The 20732-nt window shown below is 51.7% G+C and carries 18 protein-coding genes, 1 tRNA gene and 1 riboswitch; of the genes, 14 read left to right on the top strand and 5 right to left on the bottom strand.

What is annotated here, in order from left to right; translation table 11 throughout:
* Positions 1-141: 141 nt before the first annotated feature.
* The 4 genes from BBD38_RS02700 to BBD38_RS02685 form a co-directional block, all read right to left on the bottom strand.
* Positions 142-840, bottom strand: a complete 699-nt coding sequence (locus BBD38_RS02700; protein ID WP_066684154.1) for a hypothetical protein — start codon at positions 838-840, stop codon at positions 142-144.
* Positions 841-1232: 392 nt separating this feature from the next.
* Positions 1233-1316, bottom strand: a tRNA-Leu gene (locus tag BBD38_RS02695).
* 76 nt (positions 1317-1392) lie between these two features.
* Positions 1393-2691, bottom strand: coding sequence for a hypothetical protein (locus tag BBD38_RS02690; RefSeq protein WP_066684151.1), 1299 nt, complete (start codon positions 2689-2691; stop codon positions 1393-1395).
* A gap of 154 nt (positions 2692-2845) precedes the next feature.
* Positions 2846-4267: an alanine/glycine:cation symporter family protein gene (locus BBD38_RS02685; RefSeq protein ID WP_066684250.1), complete on the bottom strand. Its 1422-nt coding sequence runs from the start codon at positions 4265-4267 to the stop codon at positions 2846-2848.
* 171 nt (positions 4268-4438) lie between these two features.
* Positions 4439-4558, top strand: a riboswitch (FMN riboswitch).
* Between the two features lie 66 nt (positions 4559-4624).
* Between BBD38_RS02685 and BBD38_RS02680 the strand changes: the two genes are divergently transcribed.
* From BBD38_RS02680 to BBD38_RS02645, 8 genes are all read left to right on the top strand, one after another.
* The gene (locus tag BBD38_RS02680) at positions 4625-5212 is read left to right on the top strand and encodes an ECF transporter S component (protein WP_066684150.1); all 588 of its coding nucleotides are present in this window, start codon (positions 4625-4627) and stop codon (positions 5210-5212) included.
* Between the two features lie 104 nt (positions 5213-5316).
* Positions 5317-5742 carry a tRNA (adenosine(37)-N6)-threonylcarbamoyltransferase complex ATPase subunit type 1 TsaE gene (gene tsaE / locus BBD38_RS02675; RefSeq protein WP_066684249.1) on the top strand — a complete coding sequence of 142 codons (426 nt, stop codon included), beginning with the start codon at positions 5317-5319 and terminating at the stop codon, positions 5740-5742.
* Positions 5739-6413: a tRNA (adenosine(37)-N6)-threonylcarbamoyltransferase complex dimerization subunit type 1 TsaB gene (gene tsaB / locus BBD38_RS02670; protein WP_066684149.1), complete on the top strand. Its 675-nt coding sequence runs from the start codon at positions 5739-5741 to the stop codon at positions 6411-6413. The genes tsaE and tsaB overlap by 4 nt, the downstream gene beginning before the upstream one ends.
* Before the next feature lie 5 nt (positions 6414-6418).
* A complete protein-coding gene (gene rimI, locus BBD38_RS02665; protein ID WP_066684145.1) occupies positions 6419-6886 on the top strand; it encodes a ribosomal protein S18-alanine N-acetyltransferase in 468 nt (155 codons plus the stop codon).
* Between the two features lie 44 nt (positions 6887-6930).
* Positions 6931-8151 (top strand): NADP-dependent isocitrate dehydrogenase, encoded by a 1221-nt coding sequence (locus BBD38_RS02660; RefSeq protein ID WP_066684143.1) that lies wholly within the window; start codon positions 6931-6933, stop codon positions 8149-8151.
* Positions 8151-8654 carry an SEC-C metal-binding domain-containing protein gene (locus tag BBD38_RS02655; protein WP_066684142.1) on the top strand — a complete coding sequence of 168 codons (504 nt, stop codon included), beginning with the start codon at positions 8151-8153 and terminating at the stop codon, positions 8652-8654. The genes BBD38_RS02660 and BBD38_RS02655 overlap by 1 nt, the downstream gene beginning before the upstream one ends.
* Before the next feature lie 179 nt (positions 8655-8833).
* Entirely contained in the window at positions 8834-9484 is a 651-nt protein-coding gene (locus tag BBD38_RS02650; RefSeq protein WP_066684140.1) for a transaldolase family protein, read from the top strand.
* Positions 9484-10995 carry a xylulokinase gene (locus BBD38_RS02645; RefSeq protein ID WP_066684138.1) on the top strand — a complete coding sequence of 504 codons (1512 nt, stop codon included), beginning with the start codon at positions 9484-9486 and terminating at the stop codon, positions 10993-10995. The genes BBD38_RS02650 and BBD38_RS02645 overlap by 1 nt, the downstream gene beginning before the upstream one ends.
* Positions 10996-11039: 44 nt before the next feature.
* Here the strand turns inward: BBD38_RS02645 and BBD38_RS02640 are convergent, their stop codons facing one another.
* Positions 11040-11828: a DeoR/GlpR family DNA-binding transcription regulator gene (locus BBD38_RS02640; protein WP_082989430.1), complete on the bottom strand. Its 789-nt coding sequence runs from the start codon at positions 11826-11828 to the stop codon at positions 11040-11042.
* 228 nt (positions 11829-12056) lie between these two features.
* Between BBD38_RS02640 and malQ the strand changes: the two genes are divergently transcribed.
* From malQ to glgA, 6 genes are read left to right on the top strand one after another with little or no spacing between them, the layout of a single operon-like run.
* Positions 12057-13526, top strand: a complete 1470-nt coding sequence (malQ, locus tag BBD38_RS02635; RefSeq protein WP_066684129.1) for a 4-alpha-glucanotransferase — start codon at positions 12057-12059, stop codon at positions 13524-13526.
* Between the two features lie 56 nt (positions 13527-13582).
* Entirely contained in the window at positions 13583-14971 is a 1389-nt protein-coding gene (locus tag BBD38_RS02630; protein WP_235829078.1) for a glucose-6-phosphate isomerase, read from the top strand.
* Positions 14972-14980: 9 nt separating this feature from the next.
* Entirely contained in the window at positions 14981-16921 is a 1941-nt protein-coding gene (gene glgB, locus BBD38_RS02625; protein WP_066684126.1) for a 1,4-alpha-glucan branching protein GlgB, read from the top strand.
* Positions 16914-18119, top strand: a complete 1206-nt coding sequence (locus BBD38_RS02620) for a glucose-1-phosphate adenylyltransferase (protein ID WP_066684125.1) — start codon at positions 16914-16916, stop codon at positions 18117-18119. Before glgB ends, BBD38_RS02620 begins: the two co-directional genes overlap by 8 nt.
* Positions 18119-19246: a glucose-1-phosphate adenylyltransferase subunit GlgD gene (gene glgD, locus BBD38_RS02615; protein ID WP_066684123.1), complete on the top strand. Its 1128-nt coding sequence runs from the start codon at positions 18119-18121 to the stop codon at positions 19244-19246. Before BBD38_RS02620 ends, glgD begins: the two co-directional genes overlap by 1 nt.
* A gap of 5 nt (positions 19247-19251) precedes the next feature.
* Positions 19252-20676: a glycogen synthase GlgA gene (gene glgA, locus BBD38_RS02610; RefSeq protein WP_066684248.1), complete on the top strand. Its 1425-nt coding sequence runs from the start codon at positions 19252-19254 to the stop codon at positions 20674-20676.
* Positions 20677-20732 lie beyond the last annotated feature (56 nt).

The following is a 20732-nucleotide window of genomic DNA, read 5'->3' as shown; positions in this document are numbered from 1 at the left end:
TTCGATATTCTACTTCTCATTTCTGAGAATACACAAAATTTGAAACGCTGCCATATTCTACGCTGCGGCCTTTTTTTGCGCAGTTGAACAGCGGTTAACACAGAAGTGATATTTAATAATCATATACTCATCGCTATTTACTTACATGGTATACATCACAGAAATAGTATACTGATTCGTTCCTCCAACATAAGTAAAGGTATCATGTGCAACGAAATCACTATTGCGAAATGTAAAGACTCCATTAAATACTATATTCTCAGTAGCATTAAAATCAATTAGTTCATTGACTGTATCAGGTTTTAATTCCAGATTGGTATCAACTGAACCAGAACCAACAATATACGCTTCATTCGCCAAACCATATTTTGATTCCATCTGAGAAGAAATATCAAAAAATAAATTCACTATATCCTCTTTATTCGATTCATTTATTTCACCAGAAATTGTATATGATCCACTGACAATTTTTTCATCATCTATCATATATCTTAATATACAGTTGTTCCGCAAAAATTCAAATTGTTTCTCATAAGCAACAATTGGTTCTGATTCTGTGCTGGAAGCCACTTCCTTTCTCGTTAACATATCATCAGAGGATAGAAAGGATTCATCTTTTCCAAGTATGCCAGAGGATATTATTTCTGCAGGATCAAGATCAACCTCGCCTTGAGAAGGCACAACAGATGCAATAGAGGCTGAAACATCCGTTTCTGCATCAGACTCCATAGGTGCTGTAGCAGCAGGCGACTCTGTTGGACCTGTTGTGTATATAGTGACGCATCCAACAAATATGAATAGTAACAAAACAAGCACAATCATTAAATAGAATTTTTTCATTTGCCGCTCGCTTTCTTATTTGATTTAATCACGAAATGTATATAATTCATTAAATTTATTATATAGTGTAACGATGTTTGTTTCAAGAAAAATATATAGGCTTTAGTTCGTATTCCGATTGAAGAAAATAGGATTTAATTGTAATTTCAAGTCCCTTTAATTGCATACGCAACACAAAATAGATGCAGGCAAAGCGGGGCCCCGGCAAAACCCAACGAAGCGAAGCGGAGTGGGTTTGTGGGCAAATTTCGTGTTGCATTTTATTCTTTTGTGTTGTATTTTCATGCGAAATATTAGAATTTGCAGAGACAGAGCAGAAAGTTGGAAATGCTTACAAACCGCAATACAAAAGAAAAATCGCTCAAACCTATTGGTTAAGCGATTTTTCGACGTGGTGCGGTAGATGGGACTTGAACCCATACGTCATGGACACACGCCCCTCAAACGTGCCTGTCTGCCGATTCCAGCACTACCGCGAGCAACACAAAATATTATATTATACGGAAGAGGTGAAGTCAAGAAATAGATTTATTTTTTCCTGCAAAAAAGGAACTATTTTCTTTTTTTGTATTTCCCCTTGTTCCGTTCAACACGGGACCCAACCTTGGGCCGCGCACTGTCCCGGACAGGCTGCGGCGCAGCCTTTTTGGCGGGAGCCGCCTGCTTCGGCACATCGTCAGCCGCCGTCTTTTGCGCAGAGGACCTCCGGCGCGAAAGGGACTCTTCCGCAATGGTAGGCCGGGTGATAGGGCTGCCTACGTCATAGCCGCGCGGCGAACGCGTATATTTACTGAGATCGTAAGCGGCGCCGGTTTTCCCTGCGGGTTCCATAGGCGTTTCGGTTGAAGGTTTGGCAGGTTCGGGTTCCTTGGACAAGCGATCCTCTCCGGTTTTTTCCGAAGTGGTATCCGCAGAATCCGTTTTTGTTTCAACAAGGACGCCGGAGACATCATCGGGAATATTCCTTCTCCGGCTTGCCCGGATAAGCACGATAATTATAATGATAAGAGCCGCAACAACACAAATTCCGGCAACATATAACGGGAAATACGGGTCGTTATAGTAAGCGTCGGAAATCCGCTGGCCGGTATTTTGAAAAAATTGCTGTATTCCCGCCGCACCGGATGCTCCGGCTGTCGCGGATGGCTGTGGCGCGGGGGTGGCGGTGGGGACTGCCGAAACGGTTGCGGCCGGTGTGGGCGCGGGCGTAACGGTCGGCGCCGCTGTTTGCTGGGCGGAAACGGGGGTGCTGTCGAATTGCAGCGTAGATAAAATGGCCTCGGCCGGGGTAAGGTAGGCGTTCGACGCGTCGTTTTTATAGAGCATCGTAACCACAAATAAATTATTATTGTCCGCGAGCAAATAAATCTTTGTCGTATAACCGTTGTCCTCCGCATGGCGGCCGGTCAGTACAAGCGCGGTTTTTCCCGCAAGCGTTTCCGTTGTATCCGCATCAAACACATAAACAGAACCATATTCCGCTTTCTTATTCTGTGCAATTGAATCCAGCTGCTCCGCTGTGAGCATAGATAAATCCATGACCGTTGTCCCCGACGCAAGATCGGGCAAAAGTCCTGTGATGGGCGTTGCCGTCATATCGACCGAATAGGAAAGCGTCGTTCCGTTTTCATAAGCCGCAGCCAAAAAAGATACGGGAGGCGTTTTTCCTTGCGCAACGGAAAGGAGGTCTTCGGGCATGTTCGAGCCTTCCTGCGTATAATAATAAGCGGCCTCACCCTCGGGAAGGTCGATATTGTAATGATACGTCTGGTCCGCGTAAGGCAGGGCAAATGCGCATACGGATACGGACATTATCAGGATAAACGTAAGGATCGGTATCAGCTTTTTCAAAACAGTCCCTCCATTATGTTGGGTTGCGTTCATGCTTGCAGCTTGTTGCTATTATATAATAACAGCAAGAGATTTTCAATGAAATCCGGACCGGGGGCCTACAATTGCCAAAAGAAAAACGGTATCGCATTTCGCCATACCGTTTGCGCGGGATTCAAATGTGCTTTACCCGCCTGCGCATCATTTTTTCGCGCTTCAGGAATTTTGCGTCGAAGTCGTCCGTTTGCCGGACAATCACCTTGCTCAGCACCAGCAGGCAAATGAGGTTGGGAATCGCCATCAGGCCGTTTGCCGTATCCGAAAAATTCCATACAATTTTAAGCGACGTAATCGCGCCCACGAAAACAACACATGCAAAAATTGCGCGGTAAATATACCGTGCCCTGATCGAGTGGGTGAGGTACTCAAGGCTTTTTTCGCCGTAATAACTCCAGCCGAGAATCGTGGAAAACGCGAACAAAATGAGGCCTATCGTTACGATATAGCTTCCCACCGGCCCCATAACGCTGCCAAAAGCGGCAATGGTAAGGGATGCGCCGGTTACGAGCTCGCCACCCGCGTCAAGGCTTCCGAGCACGCCCGACCCGGCAATGGCGAGTCCGGTAAGGGTGCATACGATGATCGTATCGAAAAACGTGCCCGTCATATTGATATAGCCCTGCCGGCAGGGATGGTCGGTCTTTGCCGCGGCCGCGGCAATCGGCGCGCTTCCAAGCCCGGCCTCGTTGGAGAAAACCCCCCGGGCAACGCCGAAACGAAGGGCGCTGGCAAAGGTGAAACCGGCGACCCCGCCAAGGATGGAGGTGGGGGAAAAGGCGCTGTTCATAATCTGTCCCACGCCCGAGGGAAGGGAATCGAAATTCATAATAATTACGATAAGGCAGCCGATCGCGTAAAAAACAGCCATCACCGGCACAATTTTGGAAGAAACCTTTCCGATGGATTGAATCCCGCCCAAAAGCACAATTCCCACAAGCACCGCGATCACAAGGCCAGTGACCCATGTAGGAATATTGAATGTGCCCAAAACGGCGTCCGCAATGGAATTGATTTGCGTTAAATTACCGATTCCAAACGAAGCGATGACCGCGAATACCGCAAACGCGCCCGCAAGGATGGTCCCGAGCCACTTCACCTTAAATCCGTTTTTAATAGAAAACATGGGCCCGCCCGACATTTCGCCCCGCTGGTCTTTCTCGCGGTAATAAACGGCAAGGACGGATTCGCCATATTTTGTCGCAAGGCCGAACACCGCCGAAACCCACATCCAAAAAAGCGCGCCCGGGCCGCCCAGCGTCATGGCTGTCGCCACGCCCACGATATTCCCGGTGCCGATGGTTGCGGCAAGGGCGGTCATGAGCGACTGGAATGGGGAGATATCGCCCGCGTCGTCGTTGTGTTCTTTCCTGATGCTGTGCTTGGAAAAGACCTGCCGCAGCGCATACCCCAAATTGCGCAGCGGGCGGAATTTCAGGCGGATCATCAAAAATACGCCCGTGCCGACCAGCAGGACGAGCATAACAGGACCCCATACAAAATCATTTACATTGCTGAGAATCCCGGAAAACCGGGACATAAACAAATCAAAATCCATAACCACCATACCCCTGTAATTGAAAAATGCTCGGAAATAAGCGCCGGAACGCCCGAAGAATACTTGTCTATATTAAACAAAAACGATTTTCCTGTCAAATGGAGGTGTTGACAGAAAATTGCGGGGGGCTTATAATAAATGTCAGAAAAGTGAATGAGTCTTCGGGGCAGGGTGAAATTCCCTACCGGCAGTATAGCCTGCGAACCCCTTAAACGGGGCCGATGCGGTGGAATTCCGCAGCCGACAGTATAGTCTGGATGAGAGAAGAGCGATATGGCCACATATTGATTTCCGGGGATTTCGATTCACGGAAATTTTTTAATATGGAGGTATCATCTCATGAACAGTCTTTCAAAGCCGCGCTTCACGACGCGCAACATCACTTCCATCGCGGTTATGGCGGCCCTGTCCGTCATCCTGGTGGCCTTTATCCACATCCCGATGTTCCTGCCCTTCCTGGAATACGATCCTGCCGATATCCCGATTTTCATCACGACGTTTGCCTTCGGGCCGCTGGTCGGCTTCATCCTTACGGTTATTGTAGCGGTTCTCCAGGGAATAACGGTAAGCGCGTCCGCAGGCCCCATAGGGATTATGATGCATATCGTGGCGACAGGCGTGTTTGTGCTTGTGGCCGGGAATATCTACAAGAGGAAAAAGACGCGTAAAAATGCGGTGGTCGCCCTTGCGGTCGGGGTCGCCGCGTGGACGGCGGCGATGGTGGTTTGGAATATTATCGTAACGCCGCTCTACATGGGCGTCCCGCGCGAACAGGTCATCGGGCTTGTCGTCCCGGCGATTTTGCCCTTCAACCTGATTAAGGCAGGTATTAACTCAGTGCTGACTTTTGCATTATACAAATCTGTCGGCCGCCTGTTTGGCCTTAAGGAAGTCAAAAGCGTTAAGGAATGCCCCGCGGAAAAATAAGCACCGGGGCTGGCTTTCCCGCATGAAACCTTGCATAAGCGGCGCTTTTCCTTTATAATAGGAAAATGTGCAGACGCACATAAGCGATGAGGAACCGGGCGCAGATGCAGGAATTTTTAAGCGATCATGAATCCAAAACAAAAGAGTTTGCAAAAAAGCTGGCTTCCCGTCTGGTACAAGGCAGCTTTCTTGCCGTTTACGGGGACCTTGGCGCGGGGAAAACCGCTTTTGTGCAGGGCCTTGCGGAGGGTCTGGGAGTCACGGAGGGAATCGTAAGTCCCACTTATACCATCCTTCGCGCTTATGAAAGCGGGCGGCTTCCGCTCTATCATTTTGACGTATACCGCATTGCGGACGAAGACGAACTCTATGAGACGGGCTTCGACGAATATGCGGCAGGGGACGGCATATGCGTGTGCGAATGGGCGGACCTCATCCCCGATGCACTGCCGGTGCCGCGCTACGATGTAACGATTGAGCGCACGGGCGAAAACAGCCGGAAAATAACCCTGCAAGAGGTGCTGAAGTGAAACTGCTTGGAATAGATACGACGGGAAATACGCTTTCCGCCGCGGTCAGCGAGGATGGGAGGCTGCTTTCGGAAATCTATCTTGATGCCGGGAAAAAGCATTCCCGGACCCTCATGCTGGCGGTGGACGGGGCACTCCGGGCGGCCGGATACAGACCGGACGATATGGACGCGCTGGCGGTGGCGTCGGGGCCGGGGTCGTTCACGGGAATCCGTATCGGCACTGCGGCATGCGCGGCAATGGCGCACGGGGCGGGAAAACCGGTCGTCGCAGTGAACACGCTGGATGCGCTGATCGAAAATGCGGGCGCTGAAAAACGCACCGTGTGCGCGGTTATGGACGCGCGCCGGGGCGAGGTTTATACAATGGCAAAATGCGGCGGGGAAACAGTCGTCCGCGAATGCGCGGTGCCGCTCGTAACGCTTCTTAAGGAGCTGCTTCCGGCGGGGCCGGCGGTCTTTGCGGGAGACGCGGCGGAACGCTTTCAAAACAGGATACTGGAACACAGGCCGGACAGCCTGTTCCTGCCGCAGCAGTTTATTTTGCAGCGTGCGTCGTCGGTATGCGCGGTTGCGGAAAGAATGTATTGCCGTGGGGAATTTCTCCGGTATGACGAACTGGAGCCGCATTATTTGCGGGAAAGTCAGGCGGAAAGGTTGAAGAAGCGTTGAGGACTTTGAATGATGTAGTCATCAGGCGTGCGGAACGCGGAGACCTGGAAGACATCCATTATTGCGAAAACAGCAGTTTTGATCTTCCGTGGTCGTATGCAATGCTGTATGACGATATTATCGAAAATGAAAACACGGTGTATCTCGTCGTGGAAAAGGGCGGCCGGATTATTGGTTACGGCGGCATGTGGATTATTTTTGACGAGGCGCATATCACAAATGTGTGCATCCTGCCCGCATACCGCGGCAGGGGTTATGCCTACGCGCTGATGCAGGCGCTGAACAAAACCGCCAAAGAGCACGGGGCGGATGCAATGTCGCTCGAGGTGCGGGTGTCCAATAAAGCCGCGCTTAAGCTATACAAAAAATGTGGGTTCTCGATCCACGGGATCAGGAAACGTTATTATTCCAACAACGGGGAAGACGCGTACGTGATGTGGACGGAGCGCGGCCCGGGCTTGGAAGCACTGTAAAAATCGCGCGCTTTGCGTGGAATAAGCTTTGAGGAGGAAAGGATATGCAGAAAATCAAGATGCCGGTGCCCCTTGTCGAGATGGACGGGGACGAAATGACGAGGATTATATGGGACATGATTAAGCAGGACCTGCTTTTGCCATATATTGAGCTCAACACCGAATATTACGACCTCGGACTTCCCTATCGGGATGAAACAAACGACAAGGTGACGTACGACGCGGCGAACGCGATCAAGAAATACGGTGTCGGCGTAAAATGCGCCACAATCACACCGAATGCGCAGCGCGTAGAGGAATACAACCTCAAAGAGATGTACAAGAGCCCCAACGGCACCATCCGTGCGATCCTGGACGGAACGGTGTTCCGCGCGCCAATCGTCGTAGACGGCATTTCCCCGTCGGTAAAAACGTGGAAAAAACCGATTACAATTGCGCGTCACGCCTATGGCGACGTATACCGCAATACGGAATACCGCGTACCGGCGAATACAAAATTTGAAATGGTGTTCACCGCGCAGGACGGGACGGAAACAAAGCTTCCCGTGTTTGACTACGAGGGCGGCGGCGTTGCCCAGGGCATGTATAACACCGATAAATCCATCGGCAGCTTTGCGCGCAGCTGTTTCAATTACGCGATCGACACCAGGCAGGACCTGTGGTTTGCAACCAAGGACACGATTTCAAAAATTTACGACCATACCTTCAAGGATATCTTCCAGGAAATCTATGATGCGGAATATAAGGAAAAATTTGAACAGCTCGGCATCGAATATTTCTATACGCTGATCGACGACGCGGTGGCCCGCGTGATCCGCTCCGAAGGCGGGTATATCTGGGCATGCAAAAATTACGACGGCGACGTCATGAGCGATATGGTCGCCACGGCGTTCGGCAGCCTCGCCATGATGACGTCCGTGCTCGTTTCGCCGGACGGCAATTATGAATACGAAGCGGCGCACGGCACGGTAACGCGCCATTTCTACAAGCACCAGGCAGGCGAAGAAACCTCCACAAATTCCATGGCGACGATTTTCGCGTGGTCGGGGGCGCTCAAAAAACGCGGAGAGCTGGATAAAAACGACGCGCTCGTGAAATTTGCGGAAGCCCTCGAAAGGGCCTCGATCCGCACGATTGAGGAAGGCGTAATGACCAAAGACCTCGCGCTTTTGTGGGAAAAGGGCGATAAAACGGTCGTCGATACCCATGGATTTATTTGCGAAATCGCGAAGCGGTTGGATAAAGAGCTTCAGGAGGTTCTGTGATGGCGCTGTACGAACAATGGAAAAACCTTGCGCAGATGGCGCAAACGCCCGCGCAGCAGCAGGCGTTTTGGGACGATTATTTTTCGATGGAAACGGATGTCTACGAGCAGATACTGGCCGATCCCTCTGCCTCCTATGAAGGAACGCTCAAGGAGGTTGCGGAAAAGGTGGGGATGGAACCCGTCGTATTCTGCGGCTTCATTGACGGCATCAACACCAGCCTCAAAAAAGAGATCGACCTTGATACGCTGGAGGAAGATACCGCCGTCAAGCTTGATATTGATTTTGAAAAGCTGTATTTCAATATGCATGAGGCAAAGGCGAAATGGCTGTATACGCTTCCGGGGTGGGACGGCGTTTTGCCTGCGGAACGGCGGGACGAAATTACCCGCGAATGGCGCGCGTCAAAGCAAGCCGTCAGTGAAAAGACGGTGGGCAGGAACGATCCGTGCCCATGCGGTTCCGGGAAAAAATATAAAAAATGCTGCGGAAAGAACGTCTGACCGTCCGATCAGAATTTGCACCCTGCCGGTTTCCGGCAGGGTTTTTTCTTTTCCCGGGAATTTTTACGGCTGCCGGTGTTTTGGCGGAACATACGTTGACAAATATATACCACAATGATAATATTGCGATATAGAATATAAACGCAATTATAAATTGCGAAAATGAAAGGAAATGCAATATGGATTATCGAATTTTTTTGGATACGGCGGATGTAAAAGAAATCGAGGACGCGGTGCAAACCGGGATTGTCGACGGAATCGCAACCAATCCCAACAAAATGGCGCAGGTGGGCCGGAAATACGAAGAGGTAATCCGGGATATACGTTCTTTTTTCGACGGCCCGGTCGCGGTGGAAGCGGTCACCACGAAAGCGGAGGATATCATTGAGGAAGCACAGCGGCTTTCCAACCTTGCTAAAAATATGGTAATCAAAATTCCCACCAATAAGGAAGGCGTCAAGGCAATCAGCAAACTGGTGCCTATGGGAATCGTTACCAACAGCACGCTCATCTGCAACCCGGGGCAGGCGCTCGTGGCGGGGCGCGCAGGCTCTCCCTTCATCAGTCCCTTTATTAACCGGGTAAATGCAATCGGCCATAACGGGATGGAGCTTTTTTCGGAGGTGCGTAAAATATACGATTTTTATGACATCAAGTCTGTGGTGATTTCCGCGTCCATTAAAAATTGCTATGACGCGGTCCAGTCGATTATTGCCGGGGCCGACGCGGTTGCGGTAACCTATGAAGTATTCAACCAATTGTTTGAACATCCGCTTACGCAAATGGGAATTGAAAGCTTTACGGCGGACTACCGTGCGGTAAACGGATAATGCCGAAATACCTGCTTGCGCATGATTTGGGGACGTCGGGGAATAAAGCGACGCTTTTTACGACGCGGGGCGCGCGCATCAAGTCAAAAACATATCGGTATTCCACCCGGTTTGCCGGGCAGGGAAGGGCGGAACAGAACCCGGAGGACTGGTGGAAGGCTGTTGTCACGACAACGCGGGAGCTGGCTGCGGAGGTCCGGAAGGAGGATATTCTCGCGGTCTCTTTCAGCGGGCAAATGATGGGGTGCCTGTGTGTGGACAAAAACGGCCTGCCGCTCCACGATTCCATGATCTGGGCGGATACGCGCAGTGTGGCGGAAGAACGCTTCCTGAAGGAGAAAATAGAGCCGTTCCGCATTTATTCGATCACCGGGCAGCAGGCGAACGCCGGATGCTCCCTCGAAAAATTGCTATGGATCAAAAACAACCGTCCGGAGGTTTACCGGAACACTTATAAGATGCTGAACGCAAAAGATTATATTGTGCTCCGTATGACGGGAAAATTCCTGACGGATTATTCGGACGCTTCGGAAACCAATGCGTTTGACCTCAATTCCTTTCGCTGGTCGGAAGAAATTATCGACGCCGCCGGAATCGCCCCGGACCTCCTTCCTGACGTCCGGCCTTCCACCTATGTGGCGGGCGGGCTGCTGCGCGGCGCGGCGGAGGAATGCGGCCTTTCCCGGAAGACGCTGGTTGTGCTCGGCGGAGGGGACGGCGCCTGCGCGACGGTCGGGGCGGGGGCGGTTTCAGAGGGAACGACTTATAACTGCCTGGGTTCCTCCTCGTGGATATCGACCACTTCAAAAAAACAGATACTGGATGCGCAAATGCGGACGTTCAATTTTGCACACCTTATTCCGGGATATATATGCCCCTGCGGGACGATGCAGGCGGCAGGCGCTTCCTATGAATGGATGAAAGAACAGCTTTGCGGGTATGAGCGGGAAACGGCAGGCTTGCAGGGAAAGGATATTTACAGCTTGATTGATACGGCGATTGGAAAGTCGCCCGCAGGGGCGAAGGGCCTGATATACCTTCCCTATCTTTTGGGAGAGCGCTCGCCGCGCTGGAATCCAAGGGCAAAGGGGGCGTTCGTGGGGCTCACAATGAGCCATACGCACGAAGACATGGTGCGCAGCGTGGTGGAAGGAATCGGCCTTAACCTGAGGCTCATCCTTGACGTACTGCGCGGCCATTACCGGGTGGAACGGATTTTTGTGCTGGGCGGGCTGGCAAAATCGAAGGAAGTCTGCCAAATTCTTGCGGATATCTATGGAACGGAGCTCCTGCCCCTCGACCATCCCGACGAGGCGACGTCCATCGGGGCGGCGGCAGCCGCGGGAGTAGCGGTTGGCGCTCTGGAAAGCTTTGCCGAGGTAAAGCGCTTTACGAAACCGGCGGCAGGCTTTGTTCCCGGTGGGGAAAACAGCGAAAGATACAACCGGGCGCTGGAGATATTCGATCACACTTACGAGGCGCTTACCGGCATTTTCGAGGAACTTGCATAGGAATTTTCCGGGGCATACAAAAAAGGACCTGCAAGGGTCCTTTTCTATTTCAAATCTGCGGTTATAACCTCGGTGTGCCGACGCAGGTTTGCAATTTCCCGCGCGGGGGCTTTTTCATCGGTTACGACACAGTCGATTTCATCAAACCCGCAATAGAGGAACATATCGCTGCGCAGGAATTTGGAGTGGTCGCATACCAGTATTTTTTTCCTGCCGCTCCCGACGATGGCGCGCTTCACCTCGACTTCCTCAAAGGAAGCGGAGCAAGGGCCCTCGCGGCCCGCGAAGCCGTCTGTTCCCAAAAAAGCGATGTCGGCTTCCACCAGGCGCAGCGCGTCAACCGTCCATCCGCCGACAAGCGCCATGCTGCTTGGACGAATTTCCCCGCCGAACATAAAGACGCGGTTATGGGATGCGTGCAAAAGCTGTATGATTGCAATCGAGTTGGTAAAAATAGTGAGGCCGCTTTGGAGCGTCAGCAGTTTTGCAATCTCATAAGTGGTGCTGCCCGAATCGAGTATCACGGCGCCTTTCAGGGGAATCATCCGCACCGCCGCCTTCGCGACCGCGCTTTTTTCCCTTCGGTTGTGCTGCGCTTTTTGCGCATAAGAGCGCTCCACAAGCCCGCTGGCAATCGTGGCGCTGCCGTGCCGCTTGCGAACGATCCCTTCGGCGTCCAGGAAAATAAGGTCTTTGCGGATCGTTTCGGTCGAAACGCCGAAGCGTTCCGCAAGTGCGCCAACTTTCACCTTGCCCTCGGTTACAAGAAATTCAGCCAGCTCTTTTCTGCGTTCTCCAGTGCTCCGTTTTGCCATAATACCGCTCTTTTCCATTTTTTAAAATTTTAGCATCAAACGGCGGCAGCGTCAAACGGGCCGGGCGAACGGGGAAGCGCCCCGCGTATACGGCAGATTCCGGCGAAAGAGGGGAAAAAGAATAAAAATGTTTCAATTGCCTCTGCAGGACGGATAAACAAAGGGAAGCAAATTTTGGAAAGCGCTATACTTTTCATTAGAAAAAATATATAATGAAGGTGTAATAAAAATTATGGAGACAAGTCTATGAAACGGGGAAGCGGGATACTATTGCATATATCATCCTTACCATCTCCTTATGGGATCGGGACGCTTGGAAAGGCGGCGTATGATTTCGTAGATAGTCTTTACGCGGCAAAGCAGTCCTACTGGCAGGTCCTTCCCTGTATGCCCACGGGTTATGCCGACAGCCCCTATTCGGGCACGAGCGCCTTTGCCTATAATCCTTATTTCATTGATTTTGATCTTCTTACGGAAGACGGCCTCCTGAAAAAGAGCGACTATTCCCATCTGAATTTCGGGCAGGATAAAACGTGCGTCGATTACGAGGCGCTTTTTCATCTCAAAAATGATGTGCTGAAAAAAGCTTATCCGGCCGGACTTGAAAAATACCCGCATGAGTTCGCGGCCTTTAAATTTGAAAATTCGGGCTGGCTGTTTGACTATGCACTGTTTGTGGTGCTGAAAAAGCATTTTCACTACCTACCCTACCGGCAGTGGGACCAGTGCATTGTGGAACGCGAACCGGCCGCAATCATGGAAGTGACCCGCAAATACGAACGCGAGATAGAGATTGTCCAGTTTACGCAGTTTTTATATGAACGGCAATGGTTTGCGCTGAAGGATTATGCGAACGGGAAGGGAATCCAGCTTATCGGCGATATCCCCATCTATGTGTCGGCCGACTCCGCGGAAACCTGGGCGCACCCCGAATATTTCGTGAAAGACGGGAGCATAGCGGGCACGCCGCCCGATTATTTTTGTGACGAAGGGCAGCTTTGGGGCAATCCGCTTTACGATTGGGATTATATGCGCGAGCATGATTATGAATGGTGGGTGCGGCGCATGCAGCGCAGCCTGCATTTGTATGACATCCTGCGCATCGATCATTTTCGTGGCTTTGAAGCATATTTCAGGATTCCCAGGGGCGGGTCGCCTAAGGACGGGGAATGGGTAAAGGGCCCGGGCGGGGCGCTTTTCGACGCCATCAAAACGGCGCTCCCGATGCCGCCCATCATAGCGGAAGACCTTGGCGCGATTGACGATAACGTGAAGGGGTTCCTCGATTATTGCGGCTTTCCGGGGCTTAAGGTGCTGCAATTTGCGTTTGACGAGCAGGACAGCTTCTATTTGCCGCATAATTATCCGCGCAACAGCGTGGTCTATACGGGCACGCACGATAACGATACGACGCTGCACTGGTTCCAGACAATCAGGCCGGAAACGAGAAAGTTCCTGGAGGATTATATTGGGAAAACAAACGAAGGCGATGTGGTCGGAAAGCTGATCCGTCTCGCCATGATGAGCGTCGCGGATATCTCCATCATTCCCATGCAGGACCTCCTGGGGCTCGGCGGGGAAGCGCGTATGAACTATCCGTCAAAGGCGCTTGGAAATTGGAAATGGCGTATGAAGAAAGGCGCGTTCGGCAGGAAGCAGGTCGAGTGGCTGCGTACCGAAACAGAAATTTATGGCAGGGCGGGAAACAATTGCTGAAAGGTCAGGCCATATATGGTCATAATATTTAAAATAACAAAGTGGAGGATCAGGATATGAAGATCGATTTTAACAATATGCTGCAAAAAAGCATCGGAGAGCACGGCATCTCGGATCAGGACATACAGGAAATGGCGCGGAAAATTCCGCAGGTGCACAAAAACATGTGCGCGAAAAAGGATGCGATGGCGTGGCGCAGCCTGCCCTATAACCAGGCGGAGGTCGTTGCGGATATCAAAAAGGAAGCGGAGCGGATCAATGCCGGCTTTGAAAATTTCGTGGTGCTGGGAATCGGCGGGAGCGCGCTTGGCTCCAAGGCCCTTTTCACCGGCACAAAGCACCTGAAGTATAACGAAATACCGCGTGAAAAACGCGGCGGGGCACGGTTTTACGTGGTCGACAACGTTGACCCGGACGGAATTAACGCCCTGTTTGACGTAATCGATGTGAAAAAAACCTGCTTCCATGTCATTACGAAGAGCGGCAACACCGTGGAAACCATGTCCCAGTTTATGATCGTCCTCGGAAAGCTAAAGGAAGCCCTGGGTGAAAACTTCAAAGAAAATATTGTGCTCACAACGGATAAGGAGAAGGGAATCCTGAAAAAGATTTCCAACCAGTACGGGTTCAAGACCTTTACCGTCCCGGACGGCGTAGGCGGCCGTTTCTCCGTGCTGTGCCCGGTGGGCCTTCTTTCCGCGGCGGTCCTTAATATCGATATCGACGCCCTTTTCGCGGGCGCGAAGGAGATGGACGGGGCCTGCACCAAGGAAGACCTGTGGGAAAACCCAGCCTATATGTACGCGCTTCTCTATTGCACGGCAATGGGCATGGGCGCTAATATTTCCGTAATGATGCCCTATGCGGACGGCCTTCTCAACATGGCCGAATGGTATGCGCAGCTGTGGGCGGAATCCCTCGGCAAACGCTATGGCAACGACGGCAACATCGTCAATAAAGGCCAGACGCCGGTGCGCGCCCTCGGCGTGACGGACCAGCATTCGCAGATACAATTGTATACGGAAGGCCCCTTCGATAAGATCATTTCCTTCATCGATGTGGAAAATTTCCATACGGAGCTTAAAATCCCGCAGGCGCCGATCGACATGATGGACGCGGCGTATTTGCAGGGGCAGACAATCAATAAGCTGATCGCCTCCGAAATGCGCGCAACGGAATATGCCGTCACGCAGGCGGGCAAAATGAACATGCGCATTACGCTGCCGGAAATGAATGCCAAGGAAATCGGCGCGCTCTTCTTCTTCCTCGAAATGGCGACGGCGGCGGCCGGGGAATTCCTCGAGATCGACGCGTTCGGCCAGCCGGGTGTGGAAGCGGGCAAGATCGCAACCTTTGCCCTTATGGGGCGCGAAGGCTACGGGGAAAAGGCAGCGGAACTCAATGCGGCCCAGGGAAAGGACGGAAAATTCGTTTATCAGGTATAAGGAAACGGTTTGGATATTGAAAAAAGGACGGTGGGCACGATGAAGGAATCTTATCAGAAGTACTTACCGGAGAATGACATCTACCTGTACAATATCGGCGAAGCGCAGAAGGCTTATGAGCTTTTCGGGTGCCATTATATTCCGGAACTGAAAATGCACCGCTTCTGCGTGTGGGCGCCGAATGCGCGGGAAGTAAGCGTCGTGGGGGATTTTAACGGCTGGGATGTCGAAAAAACCCCTATGGAGCTTTACAAAAACGGCGTATGGGCCGCCTTTGTCCCCGGGCTTGCGGATGGCGATAACTACAAGTATTTTGTGCACGGCTACGACGACAGCAGGGTCATGAAGGCCGACCCGTTCGCCTTCCATGCAGAGGTCAGGCCGCAAACCGCTTCCAAGGTATGGGATATCGGCGGATATGAATGGCATGACGATTCCTACCTGAGGCGCCGTATGAAACGGAATGTGCTCAAGGACGCTGTTTCCATCTATGAAATGCACATCGGTTCGTGGCGCACAAAAGAGGGCTACCGTTTTCCCAGCTTCCGTGAGGTAGCGGACGAGCTTGCGGATTATGCGAGCGAAATGGGCTATACGCATGTGGAAATCATGCCCATAGCCGAGCATCCGTACGACGGCTCCTGGGGATACCAGGTCACAGGCTTTTATGCGGTCACTTCCCGTTATGGCACGCCGCAGGATTTCATGTATTTTGTGGATAAGCTCCATTCCCGGGGGATCGGCGTCATTATGGACTGGGTTCCCGGGCATTTTCCAAAGGACGAACACGGGCTAGCCAAATTCGACGGAACCCACCTCTATGAGCATGAAAATATCCTGCAGCGCGAGCATCCGCAGTGGGGCACGCTGATTTTTAACTACGGGCGGCCGGAGGTCATCAGCTTCCTTGTTTCAAACGCCATGTTTTTTATGGACCGCTACCATATCGACGGGCTGCGTGTGGATGCCGTTACGTCCATCCTGTACCTCGATTATGCGCGCGACGGCTATTTCGTGCCCAACGAGGACGGCGGGAATATCGATAACCACGCCGTGGAAATGCTGCGCCGGGTAAACAGCGTCGTGCTTACCAATTATGCGGGCACAATGACCATCGCCGAGGAGAGCACCGCATATCCCATGATTACCAAACCGCCGTACGACGGCGGCCTTGGTTTTACGTTCAAATGGAATATGGGCTTTATGCACGATACCCTCGCGTATATGAAGATGGATCACTATTTCCGCCAGTTTGAGCATAACAAAATGAGCTTTTCGATGTATTATGCGTTTTCCGAGAATTATATTCTGGCTTATTCGCATGACGAGGTGGTGCATGGGAAAAAGTCCATGGTTGATAAGATGTTCGGGGATTACTGGCAGAAGTTTGCGTCCCTGCGGGCTTTGTATTCCTTTATGTTTGCGCACCCGGGGAAAAAGCTGATGTTTATGGGCGACGAATTTGCGCAGTTTATCGAGTGGAATTATAAAAAACAGCTTGATTGGTTCCTTCTGGAATATGATTCCCACGCCGGGATGCAGCGTTTTGTGAAAGCCCTCAACCATGTCTATACGGCGCACCCCGCCTTATATGAAGTAGACGACAGCTGGGACGGGTTCCAGTGGCTGAATGTGGAAGACAAGGAGCAAAGCGTCTTTGCGTTTATGCGCACCAATGGGGAAGAGGCCGTTGTCTGCGCTGTAAACTTTACGCCCGTCGTGCGGGAGGATTATTGGATTGCAATGCCGCAGGAAGGAACGCTTGAGCGCCTGCTTTGCAGCGACGAAGCCCAATACGGCGGTTCCGGCGTGGTGCCGGAAAAAAAGGTGAAAACCCAGCACAAGGGCCTCAACGGCATGGAACACAGTGCAGTGATGACACTGCCGCCGCTTGGCGCGGTGTATTATAGATTCACTTTGAAAAGCAAAGGGGATGGGAAGAATGGTTAAAAAGAAAAAATGTGTAGCGATGCTGCTGGCCGGGGGCCAGGGCAGCCGGCTCGGGGTTTTGACGAAGCACCGTGCGAAGCCGGCTGTTACCTATGGTGGAAAATACCGCATTATTGATTTTCCGCTTTCAAACTGTATTCATTCGGGAATTGATACGGTGGGGGTCCTGACGCAGTACGAACCGCTTGAACTGAATGCGTATATTGGAACGGGATCGCCGTGGGACCTTGACGGAATTACGGGCGGCGCGTTTGTGCTCCCGCCTTATGTCAAAGGAGAACGCGGGGAGTGGTACACGGGTACGGCGAATGCCATTTACCAGAATATTTACTTTATCGAGCAATACAATCCGGATTATATTCTCGTATTATCGGGCGACCATATTTACAAGATGGATTACAGCCAGATGATCGAAGCGCACGAGGATAATAAGGCCGACGCAACAATCGCGGTAATCGAGGTTCCCATGGAGGAAGCGCCGCGGTTCGGGATCATGAATACGGACGAATCGCTCCGCATCGAGGAATTTGAGGAAAAGCCGAAAAGGCCGAAGAGCAATATGGCCTCGATGGGGGTTTATGTATTCAACTGGAAAAAGGTAAAAGAATACCTGATCGCGGATTCCAAAAACGAAAAATCGAGCAATGATTTCGGAAAAAATATTATCCCGGAAATGCTTGTGAACGGAGAGCGGCTGTTTGCCTATCCTTATAAAGGCTATTGGAAGGACGTCGGCACAATCAATTCCCTGTGGGACGCGAATATGGAGCTGCTTCAGGAAGAACCGGGGCTCAACCTGTACGACGATGCGTGGCGTATTTTTTCCCGCAATCCGAACAAGCCGCCCCACTTTGTAGACCGGGGGGCAAAAATCAGGAATTCCCTGGTATCGGAAGGCTGCTATATATACGGGACTGTGGAAAACAGCATCCTGTCGGCGGGTGTCACCGTGGAAAAGGACGCGGTTGTGCGCGACAGCATTATCATGCAGGATACGGTCATCCGGGAAAAGGGCAAGGTGTTAAAAAGCATTGTGGATGAAGAAGTCGTCGTGGAACAGGGCGCGGCCGTAGGCGGCAAGGGCGAAATTGCCGTGATCGGAAATAAGGCTGTCATCCGGGCCGGGGCGACGGTTGCGGCCGGGGAAAGCGTGCCTGCCAAGCGAATTGTAAAGAACACGACGGGAGGTGCCTTATAATGCTTAGGAATACATTCGGACTGATTTATGCGGGAGAACAAAATATCAACCTGCGCGAGCTTGTGTACCTCCGTACGGTGGGGGCGCTCCCGGTGGGAGGGCGCTACCGCGCGATCGATTTTATTTTATCCAACATGGTAAACTCGGGCATTCGCAATATCGGGGTCATTGCCCAGCGTTCCTACCATTCCCTGATGGATCATCTTGGTTCGGGAAAGGAATGGGATTTGTCCCGGAAGAATGACGGCCTGTTTATCCTGCCGCCTTTTTCCAGCGCGGAAAATATGGGAACCTACCGCGGCCTCGTCGATGCGATCAAGGGCGTAATGGGCTACATCAGCCGGTCCAAGCAGCAATACTGCATCCTCTCCGGGTCGTATACCATTTATAACCGTACCTTTGACGATATGGTGGAATACCATATGGACAGCGGTGCGGATATCACAATGCTGTATGACGAAGAGGAAGCCAATTTCTTCAAGGGAGAGCGGTATAACGACGTGCGCCTGCACACAAATGATGAAGGACGCGTGGTAGACCTCGAGATCAACGCCACCACCAGCGATTCCAAAAAGGTGGGCATGGATACCTACGTCATGCGCAAAGACCTCCTGGAATATCTGGTCGAAGACTGTATGTCGCGCGGCAAATATAATTTTGTCAGCGACCTTTTGATGGGGAACCTGAACCGCATTAAAATCATGGGCTATGAGCACAAGGGGTATGTGGGACGCCTGCATTCCGTTGCTTCCTACTACAAAATTAATATGGATTTCCTGAACAGGGACGTACAGGACCACCTGTTCAACAGTGAAAACCAGATTTATACGAAAATCAAGGACGAGGTTCCCGCCAAATACGCCAAAACCTCCAATGTCAAAAATTCCCTGGTGGCAAACGGCTGTATCATTGAGGGCGAGGTGGAAAACAGCATCCTTTTCCGCGGCGTATATGTCGGGAAGGGAGCGAAAATCAAGAACAGCATCATTATGCAGAACAGTGAGATTTATAATAATTCGGACCTCGAATATGTCATCCTCGATAAATCGGTAAACATCCGGCAGGGAAGGCGGCTCATTGGAGACGAGGTATTTCCTGTCATTATCCGCAAGGGGGCAATTGTATGAGCAAGCTGAAAGTTCTGATTGCGGGCGCGGAAGCGACCCCGTTTGCAAAAACAGGCGGCCTCGCCGATGTAATCGGCGCACTCCCGCGGGCGCTCGCCGCGCAGGGGGTGGACGCGCGCGTCATCCTGCCGAAGCATAAGTCGGTCAAGGAACGCTATGGCGATCGTCTCCGTGTGATCGCGACAATGAACCTGCAAATGGGCTGGCGGAACCTGTATATGGGTATCGAGACGATGAAGCTCGACGGCGTCACCTATTACTTTATCGACAACGAATATTATTTCGGCTGGTGTATCTATAAGGGCGGAGAGGCGGAAACAGAGCAATACGCGTATTTTTGCCGCGCAGTCCTGGAAGCAATTCCGTTCCTTGATTTCGACCCGGATATTATCCATGTAAACGACTGGCACACCGCCATGATTCCGCTCCTGCTGCGCACGCAGTACCAGGACCGCCCGCAGGGCCGTGCCAAAACGGTGCTCACCATCCATAACCTGCAATACCAGGGGCAAACCTCCTTTGAATTTGCCAAAGACATCCTGGGTGTGGAAGACAGGTATTTCACCGCGGAATATATGGAGGCCTACGGCAGCGCCAACATGATGAAGGCGGGGCTTGTGTTCGCGGATAAAATCACAACGGTGAGCCCGAGCTATGCCCAGGAGATTCTTGACCCGTATTACGGCCGCGGCCTCGAAGGAATTTTGAACGCGCGCAAAAACGATCTCGTGGGCATCCTCAACGGAATTGACACGAAGGAGTTTGATCCGGAGAAAGACCCGAACCTGAAATGCGGTTATACGGCGGAAGACCTTACCGGAAAATATTACGATAAAGAGCAGCTGATGCAGGAACTTGATATTACCGTACGTCCCGGCACGCCCCTGATCGGCATGGTGACGCGGATGACGGAGCAGAAAGGACTCGACCTCGTGCGCGCGGTCCTTGAAGAGCTCCTTTATGAAAACGTGGCGTTCGTGCTCCTCGGAAGCGGGGAAGAGCAGTACGAGAATTTCTTCAAATATATCGCGGATAAATACCCGGACAAAACGGCGGTCTGCCTTGGGTACAGCGACCCGCTTGCACACCGGATTTACGCGGGCAGCGACTTTTTCCTGATGCCCTCCATGTTTGAGCCGTGCGGGATTTCCCAGATGATTGCGCAGCGCTACGGCACACTGCCGATTGTGCGGGAAACGGGCGGTCTTCGGGATACCGTGCAGCCGTACAATATTTATACACAGGAGGGAAACGGGTTTTCGTTCAGCAACTATAACGCACACGATATGCTGAATACAATCTGGTTTGCGCTCAATGTTTACCAGGACAAAACCAATCTGTCGCGGCTGATCGATGCGGCCATGGCCCTCGATAACAGCTTTGAAAAATCGGCAAAGGAGTATATTTCTTTATACCGGTCAATTGCCTGATGCGGTATAAAAAATATAACGGATAACGTGTGCTTCCGTGTGCTTGTTTCCTCTTT

The organism is Christensenella intestinihominis, assembly GCF_001678845.1.
Classification (GTDB): Bacteria; Bacillota; Clostridia; order Christensenellales; family Christensenellaceae; genus Christensenella; species Christensenella intestinihominis.
The sequence above is the reverse complement of the archived record's forward strand: the minus strand, read 5'-3'. Positions and strand labels throughout refer to the sequence as shown.

Bases quoted from the DNA above. Each gene is read 5' to 3' on its own strand.
- BBD38_RS02700 (WP_066684154.1), bottom strand. From the start codon at position 840: ATGAAAAAATTCTATTTAATGATTGTGCTTGTTTTGTTACTATTCATA.
- BBD38_RS02620 (WP_066684125.1), top strand. From the start codon at position 16,914: ATGGTTAAAAAGAAAAAATGTGTAGCGATGCTGCTGGCCGGGGGCCAG.
- BBD38_RS02680 (WP_066684150.1), top strand. From the start codon at position 4,625: ATGAACAGTCTTTCAAAGCCGCGCTTCACGACGCGCAACATCACTTCC.
- BBD38_RS02660 (WP_066684143.1), top strand. From the start codon at position 6,931: ATGCAGAAAATCAAGATGCCGGTGCCCCTTGTCGAGATGGACGGGGAC.
- BBD38_RS02650 (WP_066684140.1), top strand. From the start codon at position 8,834: ATGGATTATCGAATTTTTTTGGATACGGCGGATGTAAAAGAAATCGAG.
- malQ (WP_066684129.1), top strand. From the start codon at position 12,057: ATGAAACGGGGAAGCGGGATACTATTGCATATATCATCCTTACCATCT.
- BBD38_RS02630 (WP_235829078.1), top strand. From the start codon at position 13,583: ATGAAGATCGATTTTAACAATATGCTGCAAAAAAGCATCGGAGAGCAC.
- tsaE (WP_066684249.1), top strand. From the start codon at position 5,317: ATGCAGGAATTTTTAAGCGATCATGAATCCAAAACAAAAGAGTTTGCA.
- glgD (WP_066684123.1), top strand. From the start codon at position 18,119: ATGCTTAGGAATACATTCGGACTGATTTATGCGGGAGAACAAAATATC.
- BBD38_RS02645 (WP_066684138.1), top strand. From the start codon at position 9,484: ATGCCGAAATACCTGCTTGCGCATGATTTGGGGACGTCGGGGAATAAA.
- BBD38_RS02685 (WP_066684250.1), bottom strand. From the start codon at position 4,267: ATGTCCCGGTTTTCCGGGATTCTCAGCAATGTAAATGATTTTGTATGG.
- BBD38_RS02640 (WP_082989430.1), bottom strand. From the start codon at position 11,828: ATGGAAAAGAGCGGTATTATGGCAAAACGGAGCACTGGAGAACGCAGA.
- BBD38_RS02655 (WP_066684142.1), top strand. From the start codon at position 8,151: ATGGCGCTGTACGAACAATGGAAAAACCTTGCGCAGATGGCGCAAACG.